Here is a 17196-nt window from a genome sequence, read left to right on the forward strand (position 1 = left end):
ATGGAGAGGTTCGCCGCGAATCGTGCGCTGAAGATCACGGTCGTCCCGATGGGGCGGTTGGCCGAGCCGGTGATGGTGATCGACGATTTCCTCGCCGACCCGCAGGCGCTGGTCGCTGCCGCCCGCGCAAGCGACTGGCGCGAGTTGCCGCCGGGCGGCTATCCGGGGCGGCGGGCTGGCCTGCCGCGCGATTACGTGCGCTGCGTGCTGCAAAGGCTGGATGGACCGATCCGCAAGACGCTGCTGCGGCGGCCCTCAAGGCTGGATACGTTCGACTGTTCCTTTTCCATGGTCACGCGCGCGCCCGCAGACCTGGCCCCGTTGCAGCGGGTTCCGCATATCGACGTCGCCAATGCCGGTCGGGTCGCCATCCTGCACTACCTCTGCGGTCCGCAATTCGGTGGCACGGCGTTCTTCCGGCAGGACGCGACAGGGCTGGAACAGATCCGTCCGGCAGAGAAGCCCCGCTACCTCGCAGCACGCGCACAGGGGCTGGAGGCGCTGGGCCCCGACAATCGCTATCCCGACGCCGACACGCCGGGATACGAGCGCACGGGGTTCACCGAGGCGCGGTTCAACCGGCTCGTCGCCTATCGCAGTTTCACGCTGCACAGCGGCATTGTCGAGGATCCCGCGATCCTGACGGACGACCCCGCGACCGGGCGGCTAACGGCGAATTTCTTCGTCGATTATGCCGAGGGAGAGACCTGATTACAGGTCGAAATCCCCTGCCGTCAGCGCGTGCAGCCCGGTCAGCGTGATCGTCAGGTCTGCCGCCCCGTCACCGTCGAGATCGGCAAGAACGGTTGTGTCCTCGGTTCCTATCTCATAACGCAGCTCGCGCTTGGTCGAACTGAAGGCCGCCGTGCCGATGAAGTCGAAGGCGCTGTCGCCGTTCCAGGCCGCGCCGTCGGCATCGATGGGCGCAAGGTCGATCACGTCGCCGTCGGCGCGGGTGAAATCCACGATCCTGTCGGCCACCGCCGGACCATCCACCACGGCCAGGTCGTTGAACTGGAACACGTCCGCGCCGAGGCCCCCGAACAGCAGGTCGGCCCCGTTCGCGCCATAGAGCCCGTCGTCACCGTCGCCGCCATACAGTTCGTCCGCACCCGCGCCACCATACATCGTGTCGGCACCCGTCCCACCGTAGAGCGTGTCGGACCCGTCCGCGCCATAGACCGCGTCCGCCCCGTCGCCACCGCCCATCCGATCGTTGCCCGATCCGCCATAGAGCGTGTCGTCGCCTCCGAAGGAGAAGATCGTGTCGGCCCCGTCGTAGCCGTAGATCACGTTCGCCCCGGCATTGCCGGTCAGCGCGTTGTCCAGAGCGTTGCCGTCGAGGCGCAGGTTCAGCGTACCGGTCAGCACGCCGGCCTCGACATTGGCCCCAAGCACGAGGTCGAAAGCCCCGGTCTCGACCGTGTCATTGCCGCCGCCAGCAAGTTCCTCGATTACGTCCGCCGCCTCGACCGCCGCATAATAGTCGTTCCCGGCCCCGCCGCGCAGCGTGTCGGCGCCCAGGCCGCCCAGCAACGTGTCGGCCCCACCCGCGCCGTCCAGACGGTTGGCGCCGTCATTGCCCTCCAGCAAGTTGCCCAGTGCATTGCCGGTGATGCCGTGGCCCTGCACGCCGGTGAGGCGGCCGGTTTCCACCTGCGGTGCAAGGATCAGGTCGGTCTGCCAGGACTGCATCGTGTCGATGCCCTCGCCCGCCTTCTCGATCACGGTGTCGCCAGCCTCGGTAATCTGGAACAGGTCGTTGCCCGGCCCGCCATGCATCTCGTCGGCGCCATCGCCGCCGTTCAGCGTGTCGTCGCCGCCAAGGCCCAATAGCAGGTCGGCCACCGTGGTGGGCAGCGGCTGGCCCGCGGGAACGGCGAAGGGCGTGATCGCGTCCGCGCCCTCGGTGCCCAGGATCGCGACGCCCGAAAGCCCCTCGGGCAGGTCGGCCACGGCCACGGTCACGGCCTGCTGGATCGTCGCCTTGCCGTCGGTGACAGAGACCGTCACCTCGTAACGGTTGTCGCCATTGGCATCGGCGGGAGCCTCGAAATCGGGCGCCACGGCAAAGGCCAGCGCGCCAGTCGCCCCGTCGATGGCGAAACGCGCGGCATCGGCCCCGCCCGCCAGCGTGTAGGTCAGCGCGTCGCCGTCGCCATCGCTGGCGCCGACGGTCGCGACGGCGGTAAAGGTCTCGAACATCGTGATCGTGCCAAGGGTAGCATCGAAGACCGGCACGTCTTCGACCGGGCTGAGGCGCAGCGTGACCGCACGCACGGTCTCGACGAAGCCATCCGACGCCGCGAGTTCCAGCGCCAGCGTGCCGCTCAGATCCTGCGGCGGCATGCCCGAGAGGGCCAGCGTCTCGGCGTCGAACTCCAGCCAGTCGGGCAGCGCCGTGCCGCCCGCCCCGCGCAGTTCCAGCAGCAGCACGTCGCCATCGGCATCGCTGACGATCCCGGCAGGCAAGACTGCGCGGAAGGCCGTATCCTCGATCCCGGTCAGCGACGGCAGGTCGCCGATTACCGGCGCATCGTTGCGGGCCGCGATGGTCAGCGTCACATGCGCCGTATCGGTCGCGCCGCCCGAGTCGCGGAGTTCATAATCGAAGCCCGCCGTGCCGGAGAAATCGGCATCCGGCGTAACGATGATCCGCCCGTCGCCCGTCAGTTCCACGCTGACTCCCTGCGCATCCAGGATGCGGGTCAGCTGGATCGCCTGCCGGTCGACGTCGAAGTCGTTGGCGGTCAGCGCCGTGACGAACAGTTCCAGAGGCTGATCCTCGACCATCGCCAGCGTGTCGTCCACTGCCACCGGGCCGTCCGACACTGGCAACACCTCGATCTCGACAATGGTCGGCACCTCGAAGCCGGTCTCGTTGGTCAGCGCATAGCGCAGGCGCAACGTGCCGAAGAAATCCTCGTCCGGCGTGACGCGCCACAGGCCGTTGTCCAGTTCCTCGACCGTGGCGGGCGTGCCGAACCCTGTCGTCAGGCCCAGGAAGGTGACGGTCGATCCAAGCGGGATCTGGTCGTTGGCCATCAACACCGCCGGGTCCAGATCGATGAAGCTGTCCTCGAGCATCTCGATCCCGTGGTCGGAGACCGCCACCGGCACGTCGAAGAGCGGCATCACCAGCACGGTCGCATAGCCGACGCTGGTCGCGCCGTGTTCGTCCGTCACGCGGTAATGGAAACCGCCGTCGCCGAAATAGCCCGCACGACCGAGGAAGACCGCCTGATCGCCCTCCTGCCGGACGGTGCCGTTGTCGGCGTCGAAGATCTCGACGATCTGGAAGGCGTCGCCCTCGACATCCCGGTCGTTGAACAGCAGGTCGGCGAAGTCGATGGCGAACTCGGTATCCTGCTGGCCGAAGAAATGCCCGTCCTGGTTGGCAATGGGCGCGTCGTTGACCGCCTCGATGTCGAAGGTGATCGTGCCCGTGTCGTTCCGCCGCCCGTCGCTGATCGTGTAGAAAAAGCTGACCGGCCCGTTGACGTTCTCGTTCGGCACGAACTGGTAGCGGCCATCCGGTAGCTCGAGAATCCGGCCGTTCAGGGTATTGTCCTGAAGCGAGACGAAACTGACCGTATCGCCGTCCGGGTCGCTGTCGTTGGCCAGCAGGTCGGCGATGGTGAACTCGAACGGCACGTCCTCGACCGTGGCGAAGACATCCGTCACCGCCTCGGGCGCGACATTGGTGTTCAGCACCGTCACCTCGACCGTGCCCAGGCTGTCGCCATGCCGGTCGTCTGTCACGCTGTAGACGAACCGCGCCTTGCCGGTGAAGTTGACCGTCGGCGTGAAGGTGATCGATGTGCCGTCGAAAGACAGCGTGCCGTTCTCGGGGTCCTGCACCCCGAGGAAGCGGATCGCATCGCCATCCACGTCATAGTCGTTGGCCAGCAGCGTCGCCGGGTCGATTGTCAGGACGCCATCCTCGAGCATGGTCAGCTGGTCCTTGACCGCCACCGGCGGGTCCAGCAGCGAGGCCACGTCCATCACGACCGTGCCCGTGACCGCACCCTCGGCATCGTCGGTCAGGGTGTAGGTCAGCGCATCCTCGCCGGCAAAGCCCGGCGTCGGCGTATAGGTGACGGTCGCGCCCGCGTTGCCGTCCATGCGGATCTGCGAGACGATGCTGTTCGTATCGCTCCCGTCCGAATTGGTCACGCGGATGCGGTAGTCGGCCAGCACATCCAGCGGCACGGTTGCCGTCAGCTGGCCGGTGGCCGCGTCGATGCCGATCCAGCCCGGCAGGGCCGAGCCATCCTCAAGCGTGGCCGACCACGTGCCGCCCGGCAGCGGCGCGAGGGCCGTGGTCATGTCGACCGACAGCGTTCCGGGCGTGACGGTGACGATGCCATTCGCCGTGGTGCCGAAACCGGTGATGCGCAGCGCATCGCCGTCGTCGTCGCGGTCGTTCACCAGCAGATCGGTCACGGCAAAGGTGACGGTGCCGTTCTCGAACAGGTCCACGCGGTCGCCGTTCGCCAGAGGCAACTCGCGCGTGGGCGTGACGTTGAAGACGATGATCGCCGGTTCCGCGCTCTCTCCACCCTTCTCGTCATTGGCGTCGTAGAAGAAGGCGACCGAGCCGTTGTAATCCTCCGGCGTGGTCAGGGTGATGCGCTCGGGCGCGTCGGTGACGCGGATGCCGTCGCTGTCGTCGGGATCGACGGTGAAGGTCCGGTCCACCACCGCCTCGGTGATGATCGCCATGTCGGGCAGCGCACCCGCGCCGGTCACGTCGATCCGCACCGGCACCGCGCCGACATAGCGCGAGGGCGGCATGCCGGAGAAGCCCAGCGTTTCGGCATCGAAGGACAGCCAGCTGTCCAGCGGCGCGCCGCTTTCGCGGGCGGCGCTGAGGCCCGCCGCGCCGGACAGGTCGACGCCGAACAGGCCCGATGCCTCCAGCGCCGGGTCGTTTGCAAGGATCGCGTTGATCGCGGCCAGGTCGGGCGCCGTCGGGTCGATCACGAATTCCAGCGTGAAGCCGCGCTCGGTCGAGTAATACTCGTTCTCGGCCAGGTCGGGCAGCGGATCAGGGGTGAAGACGATCTGCACCCGCGCCAGCCCCTCGCCCTCGTCGGGATCGAAGCCGGTCAGCGACAGGCTGCGCGTGGCCGCGTCGTATTCCAGCCACTCGGGCAGGGGCCGCCCGCCGATGACCGAGGCCGAGAAGCTGCCCGCCGAGATGTCGAAGGTGGCGACATCGTTCGCGCCCTCGACCGACCAGTCGAACGCCTCGCGGATCTCGAACCCGTCCAGCACGCTGCCCTCGACGCTGAGGCCCGCGGCCAGCGCGTCCGTGTCGCCCTCGTCAAAGGCAAAGCGGAAGGCATGCACCGCCCCGTTCGACGGATCGGTGACGAAGACCGCCACCTCGACCGGGTCGCTCCCCTCGGGGAAGGTGCCGGTGAAGGTCAGGGTCGCATCATCGAAACTCAACCAGTCGGGCAGATCGGTGTTGTTGGCCGAGTTCGCATCCACCGTGTAGTCGGGCGACAGGAAGCGATAGGCGAAATTGCCGAGCAGTTGCGTGTCCTGGAAGAACAGCACGTCGCCGTCCAGGTCGCGGTCATTGCCGAAGGCTTCGGCCGGGATGACGTATTGCGGACCGTCTTCCAGCCCCGTGACGATGTCGTTGCGCAGCTCCGGCCCGTTGTTGAACGGCAGGATCGTGATATGCGCCGTGGCGCTGTCGAACCCGCCGCGCCCGTCGCTGACCGTGTATTCAAAGCTGGCCGGGCCGTTGTAATTGGCCCGCGTGGCGAACTCGATCATGCCGTCGGCGTTCACCAGAACCTTGCCGTTCACGGCAAAACGGTAGACGTCGACGAAGACCAGCGTGTCGTTGTCCGGGTCGGTGTCGTTGGCCAGCAGCACCGCCGGGTCGATGACGATGACCTCGTCCTCCAGTGCGCGCAGGCCGTAATCGTCGCGGGCATCCGGCGGCAGGTTCTGCGGACGGACGAGGATGTTGAACTCCAGCACCGCCTCGGCGCCGCGCGCGTCGATCACGTCGAAGGCGATCGAGGCCGGGCCCAGCGCCTCGGGGGTAAAGGCGATCTCGCCGGTCGTATCGTCGAACACCTCGACCCCGTTGGTCGAGGCATTGCCGTCCGCGCCGATATGCAGGCCGACGAAGGTGAAGCTGTCGCGCTCGATGTCGTAGACCTTGGACATGAGCTGATCGACGGTGAAGACCGTGGTCTCTTCCAGCTTGGCCGACTCCGCACTGTCGCGGATGCGCGGGGCGTCGTTCACCGGGGCAAAGTAGATTTCCACGTCTGCCGTGTCCTCGGCCCCGTCATTGTCGGCCAGCACATAGCGGAAGCCGGCAAAGCCGAAGTGATCGGGACGGCTGAGCAACTCGATATACTGGCCGTCGATCTTCCACGTCGCGTCGGTGGCCTCACCGTCATAGTCGTTGTTCTTGTAGGGGCGCAGGAAATCGCCGTCGGCATCGGTCAGCGGCTCCAGCCGGACGATGCGCAGGCCCTCCTGCTCGGCATCGCCGTCAACGTCGTAATCGTTGGCCAGCAGGTTCTCGATGCGGATGCGCAGCGGCACGTCCTCGACCCCGTAGACCAGCGGGTCATCATTTGCGACGGGTGCGTCGTTCACGGCGGCGATGTTCACCTCAACCCGCGCGGTCGACTCGCGGCCCGAGGGGTCGCGCACCGTGTAGGCAAAGAAGGCGTCGCCATTGTGGTCCTGCGCGCCGAGGAATTCGATCATCCCGTCGGCGTTGATGCTGACCGTGCCGAATTGCGGCTTTTGCACCGAGACAAGGACCAGGTCCTCGATCCCGGCCTCGGCGTCGTTGGCGATCAGGCTGGCCGGGTCGATCAGCGCAACCTCGTCTTCGATGCCGAAGCGGAAGATGTCGTCGGCCGCGTTGAACCGGCCCTCGCGCAGGCGGTCCTCGATCGTGGTGCGATCCCAGATCGTGCCGTCGGCAAAGACGATCTGCTCGATGCCGGTTTCCTCTCCAAGGAAATGCCCGGTGACGGTGACGGTGTCGATCAGGAAGCCGTCGTCGCGCTCGAACTCGACCAGCAGATCGTCGCCGGTGCGGATGACCGAGACGTCCTTGGGCGCGAAATCGGCGCCCAGCACCAGCCGGTCTGTGTCGCCCGCAACACCCTGTTCCGCGATCGTGTCCTGCGCGCTGTCCAACCCGAACAGGTAGTCGTCAGAGCCTGCCCCACCCTGCAACAGGTCGTTGCCGTACCGTCCGTCAAACACGTCCGTCCCGGCGCTGCCCACAAAGGTGTCGTCATGAACCGAGCCGACAAGCTGTTCGATCGAGAACAGCGTGTCGCCCAGCGCCTCGCCCGCCAGGCCCTGCCCGATGGACAGGTCGACGCGCACCGCCTCTTCGGCGCGGGTGTAATCGGCCGTGTCGAAGCCGTCGCGCCCGTCGAGAATGTCGGCGCCCCGGCTGCCGCGGAACGTGTTGTCCTTGTCGTCGCCGCGCAACTCATCGTCGTGATAGCTGGCGTTGATGATCTCGATGCTGCCCAGGATGTCGCCATTGGCGTCGCCGCCCGAGGCGGTGCCGGCGGCGAGGTCGATCACGATGCCGGTGAAGGACAGCGTATAGTCGGCGGTGTCGATGCCCTGGCCGCCAAACAGCCGGTCGGCCCCACGCCCGCCGCTCAGCGTGTCGTCGCCTGCAAATCCCGACAGCGTGTCGTTACCCCGGTCGCCATAGAGGTAGTTGGCATTGGTGTCGCCCGCGAGGTTGTCGGAGAATTCCGACCCGGCGAGGTTCTCGACCCCTTCAAGCCGGTCGCCCCCGGCCCAGCCGCCGGTCGCCGTCTTGCCGACGAGAGAGACCTGAACCGCCCCGTTCGAAAAGAAATAGGTGACGGTGTCGCTGCCCCCGCCGCCGTTCAGCCGGTCGACTGCCGCGCCGCCGTCCAGCGTGTCGTCGCCCAGTCCGCCAAACAGAGAGTCGCGCCCGCCGCGCCCTTCCAGCAGGTCGTTGCCGTCCATGCCGCGCAGGGTGTTCGCGCTCCAGGTGCCGCCCAGCGTGTCGTTGTAGCTGCTGCCCTCGAAGGCCTCGATGCTGACATAGAGATCGCCTTGGGCATAACCGCCCTGCCCCACCAGCGATTCCAGGTCGGCGCGGACGCCCACGTTGGACCCGGTGAAAACGACCGTGTCATAGCCCAGCCCGCCGCGGATGTCGTCCGCGCCGTCGCCCGCGTCGATCAGGTCGTCGCCATTGCCGGCGAAGATCAGGTCGTTGCCCTCGCCGGTTTCGATCGTATCGTTGCCCGCCAGCGCCACGACATAGTCGTCGCGCCGATAGCCGCGGATCACCTCGGAGAGCGTGTTCCCCTCGATATAGTCGACCAACGGCGAGCCCGACAAAGTGCCGCCATAGAAGTCGGCCACGTTGGCATAGGCAAAGCCGGTATCCTCGAGCCCGAATTCGTCCGCGATCCGGTACTCGATGGTCACCGGCCCGGTAAATCCGGCATCGAAATGCACGACGACAAAGGTCTCGCCGCGGAAATCGACCAGTTCGACCTCGCCCACCTGAACCCGGCGTCCCTGCGCCAGTTCCACTGGGTCCAGCACGAAATCGACACCGACAAAGGTCGGGCGGTCGCGGTCGGGGTCGTCGAGATCGTCGTCGCGCGTGCCGTCCTTGTCGTGGTCGGCCTGCTCGATGTCCCAGTCGTTGAACAGCAGGTCCGCCGCACGGATGACCAGCGGAATGTCCAAAGGCGTGACGAAACCGGGGTCTTCCTCGACCGTGGGGTCGTCGTTCGAGGGAATGATCTCGATATCGACGAAACCCTCGGAGGTCCCCTGGGCATTGTCGGTGACGATGTAGACGAAGCCGCCCGAGCGTTCCGCGTCGATGAAGGGCGTGAACAGCCAGTTTCCGTCGGCATCGGTCTCGATGGTGCCGTTCAGGTCGCCTGCCGCCGCCGCGCCGAATTTCAGGATGTCGCCAATGCCGTTCAGCGGCCGCCAGCCGATGATTTCCAGCGTATCGCCATCGACGTCGAAATCGTTGGCCAGCAGCGTGTCCAGCCGGATCGTGGTCGGAATGTCCTCGGGGATCAGGATCTGGTCGGATTCCGGTTCCGGCGGGGCATCACCCACCGCCTCGAAATACAGCGTGACAAGGCCGCCATCGACCAGCCCCTCGGGGTCGGTGATGGAATAGCCGAATGTCGCCTCGCCCCAGTAATTCTCGTCCGGGGTGAAGATGATATTGTCGCCATCCACCACGAGGTCGCCATTCACCGCGCCGGTCGCGTTCTCGAAGGTGACGGCAAAGCCCTCGACGTCGTAGTCGTTCTTCAGCAGTTCAAGGATCGGGATGCTCAGCGGCACGTCCTCGGTGCCGATCAGCATGTAAAGCGCACTGGAGGTGTAGCTGTCGTTGCGCGCCACCGGGCGGTCATTCACCGCCTGGTAGACGATTGTCGCCACGGCGCCGTCCTGCCCGCCCTCGCCATCGTCGATGGTGTAGGTAAAGCGCGCCTCGCCGTTGAAATTGGCGTTGGGCTCGAACAGGACGGTCTGGTTGTCCAGCAGCGTCGCCTGCCCGCCGAAGGCCGCGCTGACTCCGGTCAGGGTCAGCGGATCGCCGTCCTGGTCGACGTCGTTGGCCGTCAGCCGCGCGAGGCTGAGGATGATCGGGTTGTCCTCGAGGATCGGGTCACCCGCCTCGGTCGTCTCGAACCGGTCGTCATTGGCCACCGGGGGCTGGTTGCCCGGGATCACGGTGACGCTGACCGTCGCCGTGTCGGTCAGACCGCCGGGATCGGTCGCGGTGTAGGTAAAGGAGCCCGCGCCAAAGAAATCGTCGACCGGCGTCACGACGACATTGCCCTGCGCGTTGATCGACACGATCAGGTTGGCGGAGGACGTGACCGATCCAAGCGACAGCACGTCGCCGTCAATGTCGATGTCGTTGGCCAGCAGCGTCGCCGCGGTTATGACGAGGGACGATCCCTCGTCCACGCTGAAGCCGCTGTCATTGCGCGCGTCGGGATCGTCGTTGACCGGGTTGACGGTGATGAACACCGTGGCCTCGGCCCGCCCGCCTTCGGGCGTGTTGGCGACATAAGTGAACTGCGCCGGGCCATGGTAGTTGGCGGTGGGCGTGAAACCGATATTGCCGTCGCTCGACAGCGACACCGTGCCATTCACCGGATCGAGCACCTGCCCCACGATCATCCGGTCGCCGTCGATGTCGTTGGACAGCAGGCGTTCCACCCGAATGTTCAGGAAATCGTCCTCATTCACGACGAAACCGGTGTCGTCCAGCGCCTCGGCGATGGGCCGGACGTTGACGTTGATCACCGCCTCGGCAAAGGCGTTGCGGTCGTCGGTGATGCGGTAGGCGACGGTCGTGGCCCCGGTAAATCCCGCTACGGAATTGAAACGCAGGTTGCCGTCCACGTCCAACGCGGCGGTGCCGTTCGGGCTGGCATCGACGGAAACGATGCGGATCGGGTCATCATCGGCGTCGAAATCGTTGCCGAGTATGTCCGACAGCCGGATGACCAGTTCCTCACCCGTGGTAACGGCAAAGAAGCCATCGTCATTGGCGACGGGTGCCGCGTTGTCGAGCAGCGTCAGCAGAGTCGCGCGGGTCCAGATCGTGCCGTCATCGAATTGGTATTCCTCGATGCTGCGGGCATCGTCGGCCAGCGCGTCGAAGACCGTCAGGCTGTCGGTGTCGTTTCCGGCAAAGCGGATCAGCACGCTGTCGCTGCCCCGGAACAGGCGGCTGACCGTCACCTCGTCCGCGTCGAAGCCCACCAGTTCCAGCCGGTCGAACTCGGCCCCGTTCAGGTCGCTGTCCTCGATCCGGTCGTTGCCGTCGCCGAGGCTATAGACATAGGTATCCGCACCTTCGCGCCCGGCGGCGAAATCGTCGCCAAGACCCAGGTCGATCAGGTCTGCGCCGTCGAAGCCCCAGATGGAATCGTCCCCATCCCCCTGCACGTCGATGACGGACTGCGCCCGCATCTCGGCGCGGCCCCAGATCGTGCCGTCGGCGAAATGGATGGTCAAAGCGTTGGCGGCATTCGCGGTGCCCAGCGCACCGACAAGGACAATCCGGTCGCCCGCCGTGTCGAAGGTCAGGACGAGGTCGGTGCTGTCGGGCCCCGCGCGCAGGGCGCTGGTCAGGTTGGCGGCGTTGTAGTCGGTTAGGTGAAGTTGGTTCACCCCGCCGGTCAGCGCGTCGATCCGGTCGTCCCCGTCGCCGCTGGCGTAGCTGTAGGTGTCGTTGCCCGACAGCCCGACGATCAGGTCGTTGCCCCTGCCACCGGCGAGGGAATCCGCGCCCGTACTCCCGAAGATCGTGTCGTCGCCGTCGCTCGCCTGCCGGTCGACCAGCAGCGCCACGATCTGCGCGATGGTATAGGTTGTGCCGTCATCCTCCAGCACGACGCTCTCGATCCCGGCGCCCACGGTCAGCCCGTCGGCCACGAGGATCTGGTCATCGGTGCCGGGGAACTGGATCGCGATATCGGCGCTGTCGGTGCCAAGACGCACGAAGCGCACGTCGCCCGGCGCATAACCCGAGATCACAAGCGTATCGGCGGCAGAGGTCGCCGCGTCGCGGATGATGTCGCGCCCGTCGCCTGCGGCGAAGCGGTAGGTGTCGTTGCCGGCGCCGCCGCTGATCCGGTCGTCGCCAAGACCACCGGCCAGCGTGTTATCGGCCTCATCCCCGAACAGGAAGTCGTCCAGCGGCGTCGCCACGCGGGCGATCATGTCGGCCACGGTCCATTCCGTGCCGTCCTCGAACCGGACGGTTTCCACCTTGCCCGCGCCCATCGCGTCGTCGATGCGAATGCGGTCGCCATCCGTGCCGATGGCGAGGATGATGGCCGAGCCGTCGCTGCTCTGCGCGACGCGCACGTCGGCCTCGGTGATGCCCGTGCCAAGGATCAGCACATCGGTGCCGCCGGCATCCACGATCCGGTCCTGATCGTCGCCCAGGCCAAAGCGATAGGTGTCGTCGCCCGTCCCGCCCTCGAGCAGGTCGACGCCCGCGCCTCCCGACAGGTCGTCGGCGCCGCCCTTGGCCACAAGCCGGTCATCGCCCGCAAGGCCGGTCAGCGTCTCGCCCGTGTCCGAGCCGAAGATCACGTCATCGCCAGCCGTCGCCCCCAACGCCATGTCGACCAGCATCTGCGCCGTCCAGACGTCGCCGCCGTCGAAGCGAACCTCGCGGATTGTCATCGCCGGGTCGGCCATCTGGCCAAGATCGATCCGATCACCCGTGCCGATGATCTCCAGCACCACGGTTTCCTTGCCGCGCACCACCTGCACGTCGGCTGTGGCAATGCCGGCGCCCAGCTGGATCACGTTGTCGCCGAACGGATCGTCGATCACGTCCTGCCCGTCGCCCGTGCCGAAGACGTAGGTGTCGTTCGCCACCCCGCCGCGCAGCAGGTCGTCGCCCGCGCCGCCGGTCAGAGTGTCGTCTCCGTCGCTGCCTGTCAGCGTGTCATTGCCGCCAAGCCCGTCCAGCGTGGCGCCGCTGAGCACGCGCAGGTCGTCGTCGCCCGCCGTGGCCTCCATCGCCCGAGACAGCAGGTCGGCGCGCGTCCAGATCGTGCCGTTGTCGAAGATGACACTTTCGATATCGGTGCCGACGGGATCGGTCAGCGCGTTCTCGATGCGGATGCGGGTGCTGCCCCCAATCACGCGCAGTTCGAGGTGGTCACCCAGCGCGATCACAGCGATATCCGCCGGGGCCACGCTTGCGTCGAACTCGATCACGTCGGTGCCGCCCTCGTCGCGCAGCGTGTCGTGGCCGTCATCCGCGCCAAAGATGTAGATGTCGTTCTCGGCCCCACCCGACAGGTCGTCGTCGCCCGCGCCGCCGTGGAACACGTCGTTCCCGGCGAATTCCGCGTCGTCGTCGCCGCCGATCAACGTGTCGTCGCCCGAACCGCCCGACAGCGTGTCGTCCCCCGCGCCGCCACTGACCTCGTCATGTCCGGCCTCGCCCGCCAGCCAGTCGTTGCCGAAGCCGCCCGACAGCACGTCGCCATCCGCGCCCCCGGCCAGCGTGTCATTGCCGCCAAAGCCGTTCAGCGTATCCGCACCGCCATTGCCGAACACCAGGTCACCCAGCGGGCCGCCGCCGATCTCGGTGCCGTCCTCGCCGTCGCTGATGCCCGAGATATCGCGCTCCAGTTCCACGCCTCCGAAGTTCGCCGGCGTCAATTGTGTCGAATCCACGCCCGTCAGACGCAGCACGGACCGGGTCGAGCCGTCGTCGGCCGTCAGCTGGATCGTCGTATCCGCGCCGTCCTGGATGATCTGCAGACGCCCGTTGGCGAAGGGGTTGGGCGTGCTCGAGGTCAGGCGGATGATGTCGCCCGCGTCGCCCGGCGTGAAATCGGTAATCACGTCCTCGGCGATGGAGGCGTCGATGGCAAAGCTCGGCAGGTAGCGATAGGCGTCCCGCCCGGCGCCGCCGGTCAGTTCATCCACCGATGTATCCGAGACAATGTCGCCGAAGATATCGTCGCCGTCGCCGCCGTCGATCGTGTCGGCGCCCGCGCCGCCCTCGATATAGTCGCCCAGCGCCGTGCCGGTCAGCGTGTTGTCGGTGTCGTCGCCATAGATCGCGTCGCCGTCCGTTCCGAAATCGGGCTGCACCCGCGCCTCGATCTCGGCCAGCGTCAGGGTCGTCAGATCGTCGGTCAGGACCACCGTCTCGACCGCGCCCGCACCGCCCGCGGCAAAGGCACCCGAAACCACGATCCGGTCGGTGCTGCCGGCAAAGCGGATCGTCAGATCGCCACCATCCGGCCCGGTTTTCGAGAAACGCAGGTCGGCCAGCGCATAGCCTTCGATGCGCAGCGCATCGCCCGTGCTGTCGCCCGCGTCAGAAATCGTGTCCTCGCCGTCGCCCGCCGTGAACAGGTAGGTGTCGTCACCAAGGCCCCCGGTCAGCGTATCACGGCCCGTACCGCCCGCCAGCGTGTCAGCCCCTGTGCCGCCATCCAGGCTGTCATCTCCGGCGCCGCCTTGCAGCAGGTCGTCGCCCGCCAGACCCGACAGCGTGTCATCGCCACCCAGCCCCACCAGCGTGTCCGGCCCGGCCGAGCCGAGATAGGAATCGTCGCCCGCCGTGCCGGCGGTCGAGCGGCGCAACAACTCCGCCGCGTCCCATTGCGTGCCGTCAGAAAAGACGACCGTCTCGATCACGCCCGCGGCCAGCGCGTTTTCCAGCGTGATCCGGTCCTCGGACCCGGCAAGACGCAGCACCAGACCCGTCGCCGTCTTGGCGACCGAGATATCGGCCGCCGCGATGCCCGCCCCGAATTCGATCCGGTCCAGCCCGGCGTTGTCGTCGATGGTGGTCTGCCCGTCACCCGGATTGTAGCGATAGGTGTCGTCGCCCGCGCCGCCCGCCAGCGTGTCGGGCCCGGTGCCGCCGCTCAGCGTGTCGGCCCCGTCGCCACCCGAAAGGGAATCCGCCCCGGTGCCACCGCGCAGGTCGTCGTCGCCCGCGCGCCCGTCCAGCGCGTCGTCACCATCGCCGCCATTCAGGGTATCGTCCGCCGTCGTGCCATACAGCACGTCGCGCCCGTCCGTTGCCGTCTGCGACAGCGCCAGCATCTGGGCAAAGGTCCAGACCGTGCCGTCGTCAAAGCGCAACTCCTCGATGGCGTTGGCAGGCGTATCCAGCGCGCCGGACAGAAGGATGCGATCCTCGGTGCCGGTGATGCGGATCAGCAGGTCCGAGCCGTTCGGCTGCGTGATCGAGACGTCGGCCTCGTAGATGCCCGCGCCCAGTTGGATCGCGTCGGTGCCATCCGTGTCGGTGATCGTGTCCTGCCCGTCGCCCAGGCCAAAGCGATAAACCTCGTCACCCGAGCTATCCGCCAGCGTGTCGTCGCCCCGCCCGCCGATGAGGTCGTCGTTGCCGGTGCCGCCGGTCAGGCTGTCCTCTCCTGTACCGCCCAAAAGCGTGTCGTCGCCATCGCCACCGTCGATGGTGTCGTCACCGATTCCGCCATCAATGCTGTCGGCGGCAGTCGTGCCGGTCAGACCCTGGTCATCGCCCGCCTGCGCCGCGGCCAGCGCCAGCATGTCGGCATGGGTCCAGATTGTGCCATCGGCAAAGCGCACCTCCTCGACGACCGCCGAAGCGCTGCCGACCGAACCCGCCAGCGTAAGCCGGTCCTCGGTTCCGGTGACGCGCAGGATCAGGTCCACGCCGCCCGCGATGTTGACCGCGATGTTGCCGGGCGTCAGGCCCGCGGCCATCTCGATCGCGTCGGTGCCGGCGCTGTCGGTGATCGTGTCCGATCCGCCACCTGCGGCGAAGCGATAAACATCATCCCCCGCACCACCCTGAAGCGCGTCGCCGCCCATGCCGCCCGAAAGCGTGTCGGCGCCATCACCGCCCAGCAGACTATCCGATCCCGCACCGCCCAGCAGGCTGTCGTCGCCGGCGCGGCCCTCGACCGTGTCGTCGCCGCCGGAGCCGTCCACCGTGTCGGCAAGCGACGTCCCGATGATATGTTGCGCCGCATCCGTTCCAGCGGTGGCAAAGGCCAACATGTCGGCATGGGTCCAAGTCGTGCCATCGGCGAAAACCACCGTCTCGACCGCATTTTCGGGGGTCGACAGCGCCCCTGCCAGCACGATCCGGTCGCCGCCGTCGATCCGCATCATCAGGTCGGCGCCGTTCTGCTGGGTCACGGTCACGTCGGAAGGCGCGATGCCCGCGCCCAGTTCCAGCCGGTCGGTGCCGTCCAGATCGGTGATCCGGTCGAATCCGTCGCCCAGGTCGAAGCGATAGAGATCGTCTCCGCCATCGTCCGTCAGGACGTCGTCGCCCGCGCCACCCACCAGCGTGTCGTCGCCCGCGCCGCCAATCAGCGTGTCGCGCCCGGCGAGGCCCTCGATGGAGTCCGCCCCGCCCATGCCGTCCAGCCGGTCATCCTGCGCGGTGCCCGTCACCGTGTCGTCGCTGTCCGAACTGCTGACCGTCTCGCCCAGTCCCGGCAGGGCGCGCGCCAGCAGGTCGTCGCGCGTCCAGACCGTGCCATCGTCGAACTCGACGCGGTCGATATAGCCCAGCGTCAGACCGTCCTCGATGCGCAGGCGGTTCTCGGTACCGATCATGTGCAGGATCAGGTCGTTCGAACCATCCGCCGCGATCTCGACCAGGATCGTTGCCGGATCGACGCCCGGCCCGAAGGCGATCACGTCATTGTCCGAGGACCATCCGCTGTAATCGATGAAATCCTGGCCGAACCCCGCGCCGAACAGATATGTGTCGTCGCCGTAGCCCCCCACTTGGCTGTCGTTGCCCGCACCGCCCGACAGCGTGTCGTCGCCGTCGCCACCGGTCAGCGTGTCGTCGCCGCCGTTGCCCACCAGCAGGTTGTCCCGGTCGTTGCCAGTGATGGAATCGTCGAAATCCCCGCCCTCGGGGATCGGCGGGTTGTCACCCTCGAGATAGGTGGTCGAGACCGGCACCGCCGCCGCCTCGACATCGGCAAAGGTCCAGACCGTGCCATCGTCGAAGCGCACTTCGTCGATGCCGTAAAGGCCGCTGGACGAGGCGTTGATCGTCAGGCGGTCGTTGGTGCCCGGGATGCGCAGCGTGATCGGACCCGTCGGGCCGGACCGTTCGACCACCAGATCGCCCGGCGCGATGCTTGCATCGAAGACGATGGCAGAAGGCGACGCGGGGTCCAGCCGGTGGCTGACATAGTCCTGACCGAACCCGGCCGAGAAGAAATAGTCCGCCCCGCCATCCTCGTCGCTGAGGTCGTCGTTTCCGGTGCCGCCGGTGATCAGGTCGAACCCGCTGCCGCCCTCGATCGTGTCATTGCCGGCGCCGCCCGCCAGCGTGTCGTCCAGCAACCCGCCTTCCAGCATGTCAAAGGTCGCGCCGCCGGTCAGGCTGTCGGCACCGGGGGACCCCAGCATCAGGCCTGACAACACGATGGCATCTGCGGCAAGCGTCGCCTGGGTCCAGACTGTGCCGTCCGAGAACCGGATTTCCGAGATCGGCGCGTTACTGCCGTAGTCGACCAGCCGGATCGAACTGGCCCCGCCATCGGCCACCAGCAGGTATTCGCCGAAACTGTCGTAGACCGTGACATCGGCGGGCAGGATGGTGGCGTCGAACTCGATCACGTCCAGCGCGGCCTCGTC

2 protein-coding genes (1 of these 2 cut by a window edge) are annotated in these 17196 nt (G+C 67.0%); one reads left to right on the plus strand and one right to left on the minus strand.

What is annotated here, in order from left to right; all coding sequences use genetic code 11:
- Positions 1 to 711, plus strand: coding sequence for a DUF6445 family protein (locus KB874_RS11195; RefSeq protein WP_212536668.1), 711 nt, complete (start codon positions 1 to 3; stop codon positions 709 to 711).
- Here KB874_RS11195 and KB874_RS23155 read toward each other — a convergent pair whose 3' ends face one another.
- A protein-coding gene (locus tag KB874_RS23155) for a tandem-95 repeat protein (protein WP_283054479.1) crosses the window boundary here: on the minus strand, positions 712 to 17196 show its 3' portion. The gene runs 13716 nt beyond the window's last position; only the last 16485 of its 30201 coding nucleotides appear in the window; its start codon lies off the right edge, out of view; it ends in the stop codon at positions 712 to 714.

This window comes from Thetidibacter halocola (assembly GCF_018224955.1).
Classification (GTDB): Bacteria; Pseudomonadota; Alphaproteobacteria; order Rhodobacterales; family Rhodobacteraceae; genus Thetidibacter; species Thetidibacter halocola.